At 70.3% G+C, this 14,095-nt stretch carries 15 protein-coding genes; 13 read left to right on the top strand and 2 right to left on the bottom strand.

Features of this window, described 5'->3' with window-relative positions:
* Positions 1–53: 53 nt before the first annotated feature.
* A complete protein-coding gene (locus ABD327_RS08700; RefSeq protein ID WP_344449714.1) occupies positions 54–959 on the top strand; it encodes an ABC transporter ATP-binding protein in 906 nt (301 codons plus the stop codon).
* Positions 956–1,690: an ABC transporter permease gene (locus ABD327_RS08695; protein ID WP_344449713.1), complete on the top strand. Its 735-nt coding sequence runs from the start codon at positions 956–958 to the stop codon at positions 1,688–1,690. The genes ABD327_RS08700 and ABD327_RS08695 overlap by 4 nt, the downstream gene beginning before the upstream one ends.
* Before the next feature lie 21 nt (positions 1,691–1,711).
* Here ABD327_RS08695 and ABD327_RS08690 read toward each other — a convergent pair whose 3' ends face one another.
* Both ABD327_RS08690 and ABD327_RS08685 read right to left on the bottom strand, forming a co-directional pair.
* A complete protein-coding gene (locus ABD327_RS08690; protein ID WP_344449712.1) occupies positions 1,712–3,334 on the bottom strand; it encodes an alpha/beta hydrolase in 1,623 nt (540 codons plus the stop codon).
* A 215-nt stretch (positions 3,335–3,549) separates the two neighbouring features.
* Positions 3,550–5,403 (bottom strand): APC family permease, encoded by a 1,854-nt coding sequence (locus tag ABD327_RS08685; RefSeq protein WP_344449711.1) that lies wholly within the window; start codon positions 5,401–5,403, stop codon positions 3,550–3,552.
* 202 nt (positions 5,404–5,605) lie between these two features.
* Between ABD327_RS08685 and ABD327_RS08680 the strand changes: the two genes are divergently transcribed.
* From ABD327_RS08680 to ABD327_RS08630, 11 genes are all read left to right on the top strand, one after another.
* Positions 5,606–6,697 carry an urea transporter gene (locus ABD327_RS08680; RefSeq protein WP_344449710.1) on the top strand — a complete coding sequence of 364 codons (1,092 nt, stop codon included), beginning with the start codon at positions 5,606–5,608 and terminating at the stop codon, positions 6,695–6,697.
* 35 nt (positions 6,698–6,732) lie between these two features.
* On the top strand, positions 6,733–7,041 hold the full coding sequence (locus ABD327_RS08675; RefSeq protein WP_344449708.1) for an urease subunit gamma: 309 nt from the start codon (positions 6,733–6,735) through the stop codon (positions 7,039–7,041).
* Positions 7,038–7,853 carry a sirohydrochlorin chelatase gene (locus ABD327_RS08670; protein WP_344449707.1) on the top strand — a complete coding sequence of 272 codons (816 nt, stop codon included), beginning with the start codon at positions 7,038–7,040 and terminating at the stop codon, positions 7,851–7,853. The genes ABD327_RS08675 and ABD327_RS08670 overlap by 4 nt, the downstream gene beginning before the upstream one ends.
* Entirely contained in the window at positions 7,843–8,277 is a 435-nt protein-coding gene (locus ABD327_RS08665) for an urease subunit beta (protein ID WP_425547082.1), read from the top strand. The genes ABD327_RS08670 and ABD327_RS08665 overlap by 11 nt, the downstream gene beginning before the upstream one ends.
* A 6-nt stretch (positions 8,278–8,283) precedes the next feature.
* Positions 8,284–10,005, top strand: coding sequence for an urease subunit alpha (ureC, locus tag ABD327_RS08660; protein ID WP_344449706.1), 1,722 nt, complete (start codon positions 8,284–8,286; stop codon positions 10,003–10,005).
* On the top strand, positions 10,002–10,712 hold the full coding sequence (locus tag ABD327_RS08655) for an urease accessory protein UreF (protein ID WP_344449705.1): 711 nt from the start codon (positions 10,002–10,004) through the stop codon (positions 10,710–10,712). The genes ureC and ABD327_RS08655 overlap by 4 nt, the downstream gene beginning before the upstream one ends.
* Before the next feature lie 25 nt (positions 10,713–10,737).
* Positions 10,738–11,373 (top strand): urease accessory protein UreG, encoded by a 636-nt coding sequence (ureG, locus tag ABD327_RS08650; RefSeq protein WP_344449704.1) that lies wholly within the window; start codon positions 10,738–10,740, stop codon positions 11,371–11,373.
* Complete coding sequence (locus tag ABD327_RS08645) at positions 11,355–12,323, top strand: urease accessory protein UreD (protein ID WP_344449703.1); 969 nt, start codon at positions 11,355–11,357, stop codon at positions 12,321–12,323. Before ureG ends, ABD327_RS08645 begins: the two co-directional genes overlap by 19 nt.
* A 42-nt stretch (positions 12,324–12,365) precedes the next feature.
* Positions 12,366–12,881, top strand: a complete 516-nt coding sequence (locus ABD327_RS08640; RefSeq protein ID WP_344449702.1) for a FluC/FEX family fluoride channel — start codon at positions 12,366–12,368, stop codon at positions 12,879–12,881.
* Entirely contained in the window at positions 12,878–13,234 is a 357-nt protein-coding gene (crcB, locus tag ABD327_RS08635; protein WP_344449701.1) for a fluoride efflux transporter CrcB, read from the top strand. The genes ABD327_RS08640 and crcB overlap by 4 nt, the downstream gene beginning before the upstream one ends.
* A gap of 7 nt (positions 13,235–13,241) precedes the next feature.
* Positions 13,242–14,095 (top strand): FUSC family membrane protein (locus ABD327_RS08630; RefSeq protein WP_344449700.1); only part of this gene is annotated, 854 nt, incomplete at its 3' end.

The following is a 14,095-nucleotide window of genomic DNA, read 5'->3' as shown; positions in this document are numbered from 1 at the left end:
TCCGGCACCTAGCCCGCTTCTGCGGGGGACGCGCCGTCCCTAGCGTCGAGGACATGAACGTCATCGAGGTCGAGAACCTCCACAAACGCTACAAGGACCAGGTGGCGGTGGACGACGTGTCGTTCGAGGTCCGGGCCGGAGAGATCTTCGGCATCCTCGGCCCGAACGGCTCCGGCAAGACCACCACCGTGGAGTGCGTGTCCGGGTTGCGGACCCCCGACCGCGGCACGATCCGCGTCGCGGGCATCGACCCGCTCCGGGAGCGGGACGCGCTGCACCGCGTGCTGGGCGTGCAGCTGCAGAGCGCCGCGCTCCCCGACAAGATGAAGGTGGGGGAGGTGCTCGACCTTTACGCGTCCTTCTACCCCGACCCCGCCGACTGGCGGGAACTGCTCGATCGGGTCGGCCTGGGCGCCAAGAGCGACAGCATGTTCGGCAAGCTCTCCGGCGGCCAGCGGCAGCGGCTGTCCGTCGCGCTCGCGCTGGTCGGAAAACCGCGCATCACGGTGCTCGACGAGCTGACCACCGGCCTGGACCCGCAGGCCCGCCGCGACACCTGGGAACTGGTCGAGCAGGTCCGCGACTCCGGTGTGACGGTCGTGCTCGTCACCCACTTCATGGAGGAGGCGGAGCGCCTCTGCGACCGGATCGCGCTCATCGACTCCGGCCGGGTCGTCGCCACGGATTCCCCCGCCGGGCTCATCGGGCTGGTGGGGGGAGGGAAGCGGGCGAGCTTCCGGCCCTCCGCCCCGGTCGACGACGCCGTGCTGCTGGCCCTGCCGGAGGTCACGGACGTCACCCGCACCGGCGACCAGGTGGTGGTGACCGGCACCGGCGACCTCGCCGTCGCCGTCACACTCGCCCTGGCCGAACGCAAGATCGTCCCCGGCGCCCTGCACATCGAGGAGACCACCCTCGACGACGCGTTCGTCGCCCTCACCGGAAGGAAGCCGGCATGAAGAAGATCCTGCTCATAGAGACCAGGCTGTTCCTGCGCGAATGGGCCAACGTCCTGTTCCCCGTCCTGCTCCCGGTGCTCCTCGTCGTGGGCATAGGCCAGATCCCCGACCTGCGCAAACCGGATCCGGCGTTCGACGGCCAGCGCTTCGTGGACGCCCAGCTGCCCACCCAGATGATCATGCTCGCGCTGCTGACGCTCGCCTTCACGGCCCTGCCCAGCGCGCTGGCCTCCTACCGGGAGCAGGGTGTGCTGCGCAGGATGTCGACGACCCCGGTGCACCCGTCCCGCCTGCTCGGCGCGCAGCTCCTGCTCAACCTGTGCGTCGCCGCGCTCAGCGCGGCCGTGGTGATCGTCGTCGGGCGGCTGGTCGTCGGCTCCCAGATCCCCGCCCAGCTCTTCGGCTTCGTCCTGGTCTTCCTGCTGGGCGCCGCCGCCATGCTGGCCTTCGGCCTGGTGATCGCCTCGATCGCCCCCAACGCCAAGACCGCCCCCACCCTCGGCACCCTCGTGATGTTCCCCCTGCTCTTCCTCGCCGGCATGTGGATCCCCCGCGAGGTCATGCCCGACGCCATGCGCACCGTCAGCGACTACTCGGTCGTCGGCCCCTTCGTCAACGCCATGCGCGACACCTGGGCCGGCGACTGGCCCCAGCTCTCCCACCTGGCCGTCATGGTCGCGGGCCTCGCCCTGTTCTCCGCCCTGGCCGTGAAGCTCTTCCGCTGGGAGTAGTCCCGACGGCGGGACCAGCCGTCAGCCCTGCGTCGGGAAGGCGGGTCCCTTGATGAGGCTGGAGGAGGCGGTCTGCTTCGGTTCGTACCGGACGGGCGCCGGGAGCGGTGTTCCGGGGCACGTCCGGTCGCGTCGGGGATAGCGGCCGTCGATCAGGTACCGCTCGACGATGCGGTTGACGCAGGTGTTGGCGCCGCCGTAGATCCCGTGGTCGCCTTCGTTCCTCACGGTGATCAACCGGGAGTTCCGGTAGGCCCTGTGCGCCCGGCGGGCTCCGCTGTACGGGGCGGCCGGGTCTCCCACGGAGTGGACCATGAGTATTCGGGGCAGGCCGCCGCCGACCGGGCGGGGGAGCTCAAGCTGCCCGTGGGGGCGCTTCCAGTACGCGCACGGGCTCTGGATGTGGAAGTAGCCGAGCAGCGGGTACCTCCGGCCGAGCCGCTCGGTGAAGGCGAGCTGCCGGGCGGGGGTGCGGGGGAACTCCGTGTCGTTGCACAGGATGTCGAGGAGCATCGGGCTCTCGAAGGCCGTCGCGTCCGCGGAAGGAGAGACCTCGGAGCGGACCCGGGTTCGCACGCCGCCGGCCAGCGGGGACAGTTCTTGCAGAAACGCCGCGAGGAAGGCGAAAGAGGCCTTGGAGTAGAGCGAGGAGACGACCTTCGCGTCGAGGTCGGCGGGGCGGAGGACGGTGCGGCTCTTCCCTGAGACGAGGGTGACCTTGCCGTGCCGGGCGACGGCCGCGCGGATCCGCTCGTACCGCCGGACGACCGAGCGGCGGGACGAACCGAGCCCGAACACGTCGTCGTACCGGGCGGCCCACCTGGCGAACCGGTGGAACCTGGCCTGGAAGCCCCCGGCCCAGGCGTCGAAGGTCCTGTGCCAGCCGCCGCTGAAGTCGACGCCCGAGTCGAGGACGAACCGCCCGGTGTGCTGGGGCCACCTGCGGGCGTAGTGAGCGCCGAGCCAGGCGCCGCCGGAGTAGCCGACCCAGTGGATCCTCTCGACCTCCCCGCCGTCCGAGGTCCTGAGGTTGCGGCGGATCCACTCCAGGTCGTGGACGGTCTGCGCGGTCGTCACGTACCTGGAGGGAAGCTTCCTGCTCCCGCCCTCCTGGCAGGCCCTCGCCCGTTCCCTCATATGCGAGAGCAGCCTCCTGCCGTTGGCCGCGCTCCGGTCACGCGGATCCAGGATCCGTCCGCGGGCCGGCTGGCAGGACGCCGCGGTGCTGCGTCCGCTGCCCCGCACGTCGATGCCGATGACGTCCATGGCGTCGAGCACCCGTTCGCGCTTCCCGTCGACGAAGTACAGAGGGGTGAGAAGTCCCGGCGCGCCGGGGCCGCCGGGATTGGTGAACACCACGCCCTTTGCCTGTCGGCGCGCCTTGAGGCGGCTGATCGCCAGAGTGATCTTCCGGCCGTCCGGCTCCCTCCAGTCGAGGGGCGCCCGGAGTTCGGCGCACTCCAGACCCCGGTAGAGCGCTCTCGCCTGCCGGTCCTTCTTCCCGGCACAGGCCTTCCAGGTGACGCCCCGGGCGGAGAGCCGCCGCGTCGGATCCGGTTCGGCGGGCAGGGCCGTCGAGCGGGGGACGAACCCCGCCAGCGAGAGCACCGTCACCGAGACCGCGAACAGGGCGCGACGGCGCATGGGTCCTCCCGGAAGCACGGAGGAGAAGCCCCTGAAGACGGCGACCGGGGTTTCTCCCAAGATCTTGAGAAGGATCCTAGAAAGGAGAAAGGTACAAAAAGCCCGACTTGAATCTTCCGTCGGACTTGCCATTCCTGTTTTTGAGGCGGCCGGCCCCGGACGGCGTCCGCCGGGGCCTTGAAGAAACCGGCGACGCTCGTTATCCGGCCGTCCGGTCACAGTTTGAGCCGGAAGGGCAAGAGACAGACGACCACGTCGAGGTGTTCCCGCAGAGCGAGGGACAGGAAGAGGCCGCGCTGGTTGTGCAGTATCCGGTAGCGGAAGTGCTTAGGCTCGATGACGGGAATGAGGACGATCACCCATCTGTCCGTGCCGGCCGTCGTGTGGACGTACTCCAGGAGGGGCCGCACCACTGTGTGGTGGGGGTTCACGATGACCTCGAGCCGGACGCCCGGATCCCACTCCGCCCACTGCCCGCGCAGGCGGTCCGCCTCCGCGGGGTCGAAGCACACCGCGACGGCGACGACCTCTCCGCCGAGGGCCAGGCCCGCGCTCACGGCGCGCTCCGCCATGGCGGTGACGGAGCCGACGGGGATGATGACCAGTTTTCCCTGATCGGTCGCCTCGGCGGGCCCGGCGGGGCGGGCCGGTGTCCGGTGCATCTCCAGCTCGGACTCGACGTCGGTGTAGTAGCGCTGGATCCGGGCGAACATCAGCATGAGCAGGGGGATGACGATGACGACCACCCAGGCGCCCTCCAGGAACTTGGAGAAGAGCAGCACCACGGCGGCGACCGAGGTGAGCAGGGCCCCGGCGCCGTTGAGCAGCGCGTTGCCGAGCCAGCGGGGCGGACGCAGGCTCGACCAGTGCTTGACCATGCCGGCCTGGCTGAGGGTGAAGCCGATGAACACCCCGATGGCGAACATCGGGATCAGCCTGCTGGTCAGCCCGTCCACCGCGATCAGCAGCAACGCGGCCAGGATCCCCACGGCCATGACGCTGTAGCGGTAGACGGGGCGTTCGGTGCGCAGCGCGAACAGGTGGGGCAGGCGGTTGTCGCGGGCCAGCAGGCTCATCAGGACCGGCAGGCCGCCGAAGCTGGTGTTCGCGGCCAGGCCGAGGCCGAGCGTGACCACGATGTTGGTCGCGTAGTACGCCCAGCCGGTGCCGTAGGACCCGGCCGCCAGCTGGGCGAGGATGGTGACGCCCTCCCGGGGCCGCACCTGGTCGCGGTTGATGAGCAGTGCCAGCCCGACCAGCATCGACCCGAGCAGCAGGCCGAGCATCACCTCGGTTCGCTGCGCCCGCGCGATCCTGGGCCTGCGGAACATGGGAACGCCGTTGGCGATGGCCTCGATACCGGTCAGCGAGGAGCATCCGGAGGAGAACGCCTTCAGGAGCAGCAGGATCCCCAGCGACTCGGTCACGGGGACGGTGACGGGTGTTCCCACGACGGCCGCCGGCTGGGAACGGGCCAGCCCCAGCACCACGATGCCGAGGACGGACACCACGAACAGGATGGTCGGCAGCATCAGCACCCGTGCGCTGTCGGAGATGCCGTACAGGTTCACCACCGTCAGCAGGACCAGCCCGACCAGGCAGGTCTCCAGCAGGTACGGGGCCAGGACGGGGAAGGCCGAGGCCAGGCTGGCGGCCCCGGCCGCGAGGCTGACCGCCACGGTGAGCACGTAGTCGACGATGAGCGCCGCGGCGGCCAGCAGGCTCATCCGCTCTCCCAGGCTCTCCTTGGCCACACCGTAGGAGCCGCCGCCCTGGGGATGAGCGGCGATCACCTGCCGGTAGGAGAGCACGAGCACCAGGAGCAGGCCGACGATGACCAGCGTGACCGGCAGCGTGTAGCCGATCGCGAGGACGCCGGCGGAGGCCAGGACGAGCGCGATCTCCTGGGGTCCGTAGGCGACCGAGCTGAGCGCGTCCAGGGACAGCGCGGACAGCCCCTGCAGGCTGGTCAGGTGCTGCTTGTCCCCTTCGCCGTGGCGCAGCTGAAGCCTTCTGCCGGCGACGGGGGCCTTGGAGGCCGCGCGTTCCCAGGGCGGGAGGGAGGCCATGTCAGGAGGCCTTCATGACGTACCGGCGTCCGGAGCACCCGGTGTCCCTGTGCTTTCTGGTCGACATTTTCCCCTCGCCTTGGGTTTGGTTCCCGCCTCATTCGCCGGCGTTGTGGAGTCTCCCCAGATCATGGTTGGCGTCCGAGCCGTCGAACAATCTGACAAATGGAATGTTTGACCAGTTCATGGGCCCTCTTGGTTTTTGTTGATCCGGACATCGGAAACCAATGTCGTGTACATGGGGCTTTCGGCTGTGCGTTCAACGGCGTCCGAAGGGCCGAACCTGTCGCGATCGAAGGGGCTGACGTCTTTGCCATCGTCACCCGTGCCATCGGATTCCACCGGCCAGGCACCGAATTCAGAAGGGCGAAGCGGCCTCGACCATCTGCTCACCATTCCGAGGGGCATAGCCCAGGTCGATTTCCAGTCGAATTACTGGACCGGTCTGGTCTTCCTCATCGCGTTGTTCGTCGGAGGCTGGCAGTTCGGTGTCTTCGCCCTGCTGGGAACCGTGGTCGCCACGCTCACCGCCTATCTGTTCGGGGTCTCCTGGCAGAAAAGGGTCTCGCCGGGTCTGGAGGGCTTCTGCGGCACGCTGATCGGTGTCAGCCTGGTGCTCTATCTGGACATCCGGTGGATGACGGTCGCCCTCGTCATCCTCGGCGCGATCGCCGGAAGCGTGCTCACCTCGGCGATGAACGTGGTGCTCACCCCGTACGACCTGCCCACCTTCACCGCGCCCTTCTGCGTGATCACCACCGTGATGGTGATCGGGGGGCCGTCCTTCAGCCGGGTCTGGGCGGAGCACGCGGGCAGCGCCCCGCCGTCCGCCACCGCTCCCGGTACCGAGATGACCTGGACCTACTTCTGGAAGGGCGCGTTCAACGGTGTGGGCCAGGTGTTCTTCCAGAACGAGTGGTACGTCGGCGTGATCTTCCTGATCGGGCTGTTCATCGCCGGCTGGAGGATCGGGCTGGTGGCGTTCGTGTCCAGTCTGATCGGCCTGCTCACCGGCTGGGCGCTGGGCGCGCAGGCCGCGGACCTCGGGGCCGGCCTGTACGGCTACAACTCCGTGCTGACCGGACTGGCGCTGTTCGGCACCTTCGTCGCGGTGAGTTCGGCGGGCGCCGTCTTCGCCGTGATCGGCACGATCTCGGCGGCGGGCCTGACGGCCGGTATCGGCAATCTGTTCGAGGTGGTCGGCGGCCACACCCTCACCTGGCCGTTCGTGCTCGTGAGCTGGGTTTTCCTCGCCGCCGTCCCGATGTTCAACAAGCTCAAGCGTGCCGGATGACCGTTCGGCTATGAGAAGCCCGGAAAGGACCTCCGATGAACCTCACACCGCGAGAGATGGACAAGCTCACCATCTTCACCGCCGCACAGATGGCGATCAAACGCCGGGAACGGGGCCTGAAGCTGAACTACAGCGAGTCCGTGGCGCTGATCAGCTACGAGATCGTGGAGGCGGCCAGGGACGGCAAGACCGTCGCGGAGTGCATGGAACTGGGCAAGCAGGTCGTCGGCCCCGACGACGTCCTGCCCGGCGTGCGCGGCATGCTGAAGCTGATCCAGGTCGAGGCGGTCTTCGACGACGGCACCAAACTGGTCTCCTGCCACGACCCGGTGGGCGGGAAATGACGCCCGGTCCCCGCGGGGTCCTGCTGGTCGGCGGGCACGAGAGCCGGGACGGCCGGTGCCTGCCCGGGCTGGTCGGGCCCGGCGGCCCCGAGGCGTGCGCTCCGGGCCGCGACCTGCACGCCGCGCTCGCCGGCCGCGACCGGACCACGGTGGTGCCGATGACGTTCGGACGGGACCCGGAACTGCCGGCCGTCGCCGCGCAGACCCTGAGGTGGGCGGCCCGGGAACGCGAGCCGGGAGAACTGCTGCTCGCCGGGCCGCTGGGCACGGCCGGGCACCTGGTCGGCTGGATCAGGGGCGCGGTGACCCGGATGCTGCGCGACGCGCCGCCGCGGCAGGCGGTGCTGCTGGTGGCGCCCGCGTCCGGGCCCGAGCCGGACGCGGAACTTTTCAAGGTGGCGCGTCTGGTGCGGCAGTACGCCTCCGTGCGCTGGGTGGAGGTCGCGCTGACCGGCGGCGAGCCGGACGTGGACGAGGGCATGGAGCGCTGCCTGCGGCTGGGCGCCGAGGGTGTCGTGCTGGTGCCCGCCTCGTTCGTCCCGGTGCCCGCCCGGCCCGGCGTCCGGACCGCGGGGCCGCTCCTGGGCCCCGCCCCGCTCGCCGCGCTGATCCGCGAACGGGCGGCCGAGGCGGAGCACCGGTGGGACAGGTACGGCGACGACGGGCTGGCGGCCGCCGGCCACGGCCACGGCCACGGCCACGGCCACGGACATGCCCACGGACACCACGACCATGACCACACAGATCGTCACCGGGACTTCTCCGTGCCGGCGGCGGCGAACCCGAAGGAGGCGGTATCCCATGTCGGATGACGTTTACATCTACGGCGAGGGGAAGATCGAGCTGAACGCCGGTCAGCCCAGAGAGACCATCAGGGTCCGCAACACCGGTGACCGCGCCGTCCAGGTCGGTTCCCACTTCCACTTCTTCGAGGCCAACCGGGCGCTGAGCTTCGACCGGGAGAAGGCGTTCGGGAAGCGGCTGGACATCCCCGCCGGGACCGCCGTCCGGTTCGAGGCCGGGGACACCAAGGAGGTGACCCTGGTCGAGTACGGCGGCGGCCTGCGGCTGGTGGGTTTCGGCGGCCTCCTCAACGGCAGCGTCCGCTCCGCCGAGGCGCGCCGCAAGGCGCTGAAGATGATGCGCGAACGCGGCTACGGCGACGAGCCCGGCGAGGCCGGGGAGAAGTCGTCGGAGAAGCCGTCCAAGAAGCCGAAATCCGGAAAGAAGGGCTGAGCCGTCATGGCCGAGATGAGCCGCAAGCAGTACGCGACGATGTACGGCCCGACGGTGGGCGACCGGATCCGCCTGGGGGACACCAACCTCGTCGCCGAGGTGGAGAAGGACTACACCGAGGGGCACTACGGGGACGAGACCCAGTACGGCGGCGGCAAGACCGCCCGGGACGGCATGTCGGCCGATCCCGCCTCGGGCCGCTCGGTGGCCCTGGACCTGGTGATCACCAACGCGGTGATCATCGACCCGATCCTGGGCATCATCAAGGGCGACATCGGCGTCAAGGACGGGAAGATCGCGGGGATCGGCAAGTCCGGCAACCCGCACACCCAGAACGGGGTCGACCGGCGCCTGATCGTCAGCGCGAACACCGAGGTGATCTCCGGCGAGAACCTCATCGCCACGCCCGGCGGGATCGACACCCACGTGCACTTCCTCAGCCCCCAGCAGGCCCAGCACGCGCTGAGCAACGGGATCACCACGCTGCTCGGCGGCGGCACGGGCCCGGCGGACGGCAGCCGCGGCTGCACCACCACGCCGGGGCCGTGGAACATCGGCCGCATCCTGCAGGCCTACGAGGCCATCCCGATCAACGTCGGGATACTCGGCAAGGGCAACAGCAGTCTGCCGGTCTCGCTGGAGGAGCAGCTCCGGGCCGGCGCCTGCGGGCTGAAGGTGCACGAGGACTGGGGCAGCACCCCCGCCGTCATCGACTGCGCGCTGTCGGTCGCCGACGAGTTCGACATCCAGGTCAACATCCACACGGACACGCTGAACGAGGCGGGCTTCGTCGAGGACACCATCAACGCGATCAACGGCCGCGCGATCCACACGTACCACTCCGAGGGCGCCGGCGGCGGGCACGCCCCCGACATCCTGAGGATCACCAGCGAGCCCAACGTGCTCCCGGCCTCCACGAACCCGACGCTGCCGTACACCGTCAACTCGGTGGACGAGCTGCTCGACATGACGATGGTCTGCCACCACCTCAGCTACGACGTGCCCGAGGACGTGGCGTTCGCCGAGAGCCGGGTCCGCGCCGAGACCATCTCCGCCGAGACCGTGCTGCACGACCTGGGCGTCATCAGCATCATCGGTTCGGACTCGCAGGCGATGGGCCGGGTGGGCGAGTCGTTCACCCGCGCCTTCCAGGTCGCCCACCACAACAAGGACAAGCGGGGACCGCTGCCGGAGGACTCCGCCCGCAACGACAACTTCCGGATCAAGCGCTACATAGCCAAGCTGACCATCAATCCTGCCCGCGCTTCCGGGATGGCGGACACGATCGGCTCGCTCGAGGACGGCAGGCTCGCCGACATCGTGCTGTGGCCTGTGCACTCGTTCGGGGCCAAACCGTCCATGGTCGTCAAGGGCGGCATGATCAGCTGGGCCCAGATGGGCGACCCGAACGCCTCGCTGCCGACACCGCAGCCGGTCTACTACCGGCCCACGTACGCGGCGTTCGGCAAGGCGCTGTCGAGCACCTGCGTCACCTTCATGGCCGGCGCCGCGATCGAGGCGGGCGTGCCCGAGAAGCTCGAACTGGACCGGCTGATCCGGCCCGTACTGAAGTGCCGGACCGTCGACAAGCGCCACATGCTGCACAACTCGACGGTCGCCCGGATCGAGGTCGATCCCGAGACCTACAAGGTGACCGTCAACGGGGAAGTGGCGCACATCGAACCGGCCAAGAAGCTGCCCCTGAACCGGCTGTACTTCCTGGCATGAGCACGCTCGCCGACACCGACGGGCTGGCCCCGCTGCTGGCCCAGTTCCAGCTCACCGACTCCGGCTTCCCCAGCGGGATGTACACGTTGTCGCACGGGCTGGAGGGGTACGTCCAGCTGCGGATCACCGGTCCCGAGACCCTGCGCGAGCTGCTGACCGACCTGCTGCACCACGCGGTGGGCCCGGCGGACGCGGCGGCGCTGGTGCTGGCGCACCGCGCCGCCGCCGAGGGCGACTGGGACCGGCTGGTCCAGGTCGACCGGCGGCTGCACGCGATCAAGCTCAGCCGCGAGCAGCGCACCGCCTCGGTGCGGACCGGCCGGCAGGTCCTCGACACGGCTGCCTTCGCGTTTCCGGTCCCCGAGGCCGCCCGGCTGGCGGAGCTGGTGAAGGAGAAGAGCACGCCGGGCAACCACGCGGTCGTGGTCGGCGCGATCTACGCGGGACTCGGAGTGCCCGTCGAGCAGGCGGTCGCCGGTGACCTGTACGCCTTCGCGGCGAGCTGGACGGCGGCGGCGGTGCGGCTGGCCCGCACCGACTTCCGCCGCGCGCAGGCGCTGCTGCGCGAGATCCGTCCGGACCTCGTGGAGGCCGCGCGGACGGCGCTCGCCGCCGAGGACCCGCGGGACCTGCACGGCTCGGTGCCCGTGGCCGACGTCGTCTCGGCCGCACACGAACGGGCGGAGGCCCGCCTGTTCGTCACCTGACTCGTTCTTCACCGAAGGGAAAGACATGGAGCTGGAGAAGGTCTTCAAGGTAGGGGTCGGCGGCCCGGTCGGGTCCGGCAAGACCGCGTTGATCGAGGCGCTGGTGCCCCTGCTGCAGGCCCGGGGCCACCGCCTCGGGGTGATCACCAATGACATCTACACCCAGGAGGACGCCGAGCACGTCCGCCGCACGCTGGCCGGGGTGCTCGACGCCGAGCGCATCGTGGGCGTCGAGACGGGGGCCTGCCCGCACACCGCGGTCCGGGACGACCCGACGATGAACCTGGCGGCGGCCGCCGAGCTGCTCGACCGGTTCCCCGACATCGACATGCTGCTGTTCGAGAGCGGAGGCGACAACCTGACGCTCACCTTCAGCCCCGCGCTGGCCGACATGTACATCTTCGTGCTGGACACCGCCGAGGGGGAGAAGATGCCGCGCAAGCGCGGCCCGGGCACCACGGACTCCGACCTGCTCGTCATCAACAAGATCGACATCGCGCAGTACGTGCGCACCGACCTGTCGGTCATGGAACGGGACGCCAGGGCGGTGCGGGGGACCGGTCCGGTCGTGCTGACCGACTGCCTCACCGGCACCGGAGTGGCCGAGGTCGCCGAGCTCATCGAAACGCGCGCGGGGGCGGCGTGTACCACGCCGGCGTAGGGATATCGGGCGCCTCCGGGGCGACCGACCGCCTGGCGCCCGGGCGGTACCTGCCGGAGTGGATCCCGGAGGCGGTGTCGCGCCACGCCTCGGACGTGGACATGCTGCCGGCCGGCAGCCCCGGCAAGGTCGGGCTGCTCGATCTGGCGTTCGAGCGGATCGGCGGGCGGACGGAGCTGACCGGCCACTACCAGAAGGCGCCGCTGCACATCGCCCGGCCGCTCTACTACGACCCCGAGCTCCCGGACACGGCGTACGTCATGCTCATGTCGTCGGGAGGCGGCATCCTCCAGGGGGACCGCTACCGCATCGACGTCTCCTGCGGCGAGGGGACGTCCGTGCACCTGACGACCCAGGGCGCCACCCGGCTCTACCGGATGGAGCAGGACTACGCCACGCAGCTCGTCGAGCTCACCGCGGGACCCGGCAGCTACGTGGAGTACCTGCCGGACACGACGATTCCGTTCGGCGGCGCGCGGTACTACCAGCGGATCGGCGTCACCGCGGCCCCGGACTCGACCGTCGTGCTGGGCGAGACCATGCTCGCGGGCAGACTCGCCCGGGAGGAGCGGCACGCGTACACGGCGTACTGCAGCGACATCGAGGTCCGCGACACCGGGGGGCGGCTGCTGTTCGCCGATCCGCTCCGCCTGGTGCCGGAGGAGCGGACGGTGACGGGCCCCGCAGTGCTGGACGGGTTCGGGGTCCTGTCGTCCCTGTACGTCGTCACCGGCGCGCAGCCCGCGCAGGTCGTGGCCGACGCGATGCACGAGGCGCTCGCCGGCACGGGACTGAGGGCCGGCGCCGGCGTCCTTCCGGGGGACCGGGGAGCCTGGGCCAGGATCCTCGGGGCGGAATCGCCAGAGGTCGAGGCGGCTTTCCGGCGGGTCTGGGACGCGGTTCGCAGGCTGCTGCTGGGAGTGCCCGCACCCGACCGCCGCAAGCAGTGACATCCGCCGTCGGCGGTGTCCGGGAAACGGGGGGACGAGACAGTGGAGGACGCGGGAAGGGCGAGAGACCACCTACTCCACCGGGAGAAGGCCGAAGCCTCCGTCCTGGATCAGCACAAGACGGGGCCTCCCCGCCATCCGGGGCTCAAGCCCCGGGTGTTCCTGGACATCGCCGTCGGCGGCGCGATCGGCGCCCTGCTGCGTTATCTGATCACCGAGGCGATGCCCGGGGCCCAGGGAGGCTTCCCCTGGGGCACGCTCCTGGTGAACGTCCTCGCCTGCCTGCTCATGGGCCTGCTGACGACGTACCTGCTCAAGGGGCGGCCGCACGCCGTCGCCAAGCCGCTCCTGGTCACCGGTTACCTGGGCGGTTTCAGCACGTTCTCCCACCTCATCGACGGAATCGATTCCCTGGCCCGCGCCGGGAGTTGGGGCCTGAGCGTCACCTACGCGGTGGTCAGCGTGGTGGGCGGGCTGATCGCCATCGTGGTGGGGCTGCGGCTGGGAGGGGCGATCCCGCATCCCTCCGACCGGGCCGAAGGAGGCGCGGCGTCATGACGTTCCTGCTGGTGCTCATCGGAGGCGCGTTCGGCGCCATGTTGCGCTACGTCCTCGACGCGAAGGTCAAGAAGCGGTTCGGCAAGGCGTTCCCCTGGGGGACGCTGACGGTCAACATCCTGGGTGCGGGCCTGCTGGGCGCGCTGCACGGCGCGGGGACGGGCACCGCGGTGGAGGCCCTGCTCGGCACGGGATTCTGCGGCGCGCTGACGACGTTCAGCACCTTCTCGCTGGACACCGTCCACCTCATCCAGAGCGGCGACCACACCAAGGCCGCCGTGAACGTGTTCGTCTCCCTCCTGCTCGGCGTCGTCGTCTTCGCGCTCCTGTACGTCGTGTTCCGGGCGGTATGACTCGGACATGGCGACGGGGGGAGTGCGAGCCGACACGAGAAGCTGGCTGAGCCGGGCGCTCTCGCTGTCCCAGGACCCCTGGCCCTGGCGGGAGGCCACTCGCGCGGCGGTCGGGTTCGGTGTGGTGGTCGCGGTGGGGCTGGCCCTGGGCGAGCCCCGGATCGGGCTGTTCGCCGCGGCCGGCATGGCGCAGGGGGTGATGCGGCCGGACGTCGGCCCGTACCGGTCGAGGGTGCTGGGCCTCCTCGTTCCCCAGGTGGCCGGTGCGGCAGGGCTGGTCATCGGCCAGCTCAGCCACGGGCACGGCTGGTGGACGGTGGCGGCGACCACGCTCGTCGCGTTGTTCTCCGGGCTGATCAGCTCGATCGGAAGGGTCATGTCGGGCGCCGCGCTGAGCCTGCTGTTCATGAACGTGCTCGGCGCCGGGCTGCCGCCGGTCGGGGAGTTGTGGCTGCCTCCGCTGATTCAGTTCGCGGGCGGGCTCTTCTACCTCCTGCTGGCGGTGCTGAGCTGGCGCGTCTGGAATCCCGGCGCCGATCCCCAGCGCAGGGCCGTCGCCGCCGTGTACGACAGGGCCGCCGACGTCCTGGAGGCCTCCCCCCATCCGGGCGACGCCCGCTTCGCGCTCAGCGGCGCCATGGACGGCGCCCAGGACGCGCTGCTGCGCCACCAGCTCCGCGGGGAGGGAGACTGGGATCCCGAGACGCGGTGGCTGGTCGGCATGCTCAACGCGGCCGTGCCCCTGGTGGAGGAGACCGTCGTGATCGTCCGGTCCGGACGGTCCGCGCCGCCGGGGGCCGCCGAGACGTTGCGGACGTCGTGGACGTGGCGTTCGCCGAAACCGCGCACCTCGCCGGACTC

Source organism: Actinocorallia aurantiaca (genome assembly GCF_039533685.1).
Classification (GTDB): Bacteria; Actinomycetota; Actinomycetes; order Streptosporangiales; family Streptosporangiaceae; genus Actinocorallia; species Actinocorallia aurantiaca.
This window is presented reverse-complemented; position numbering and strand designations above follow the sequence as displayed.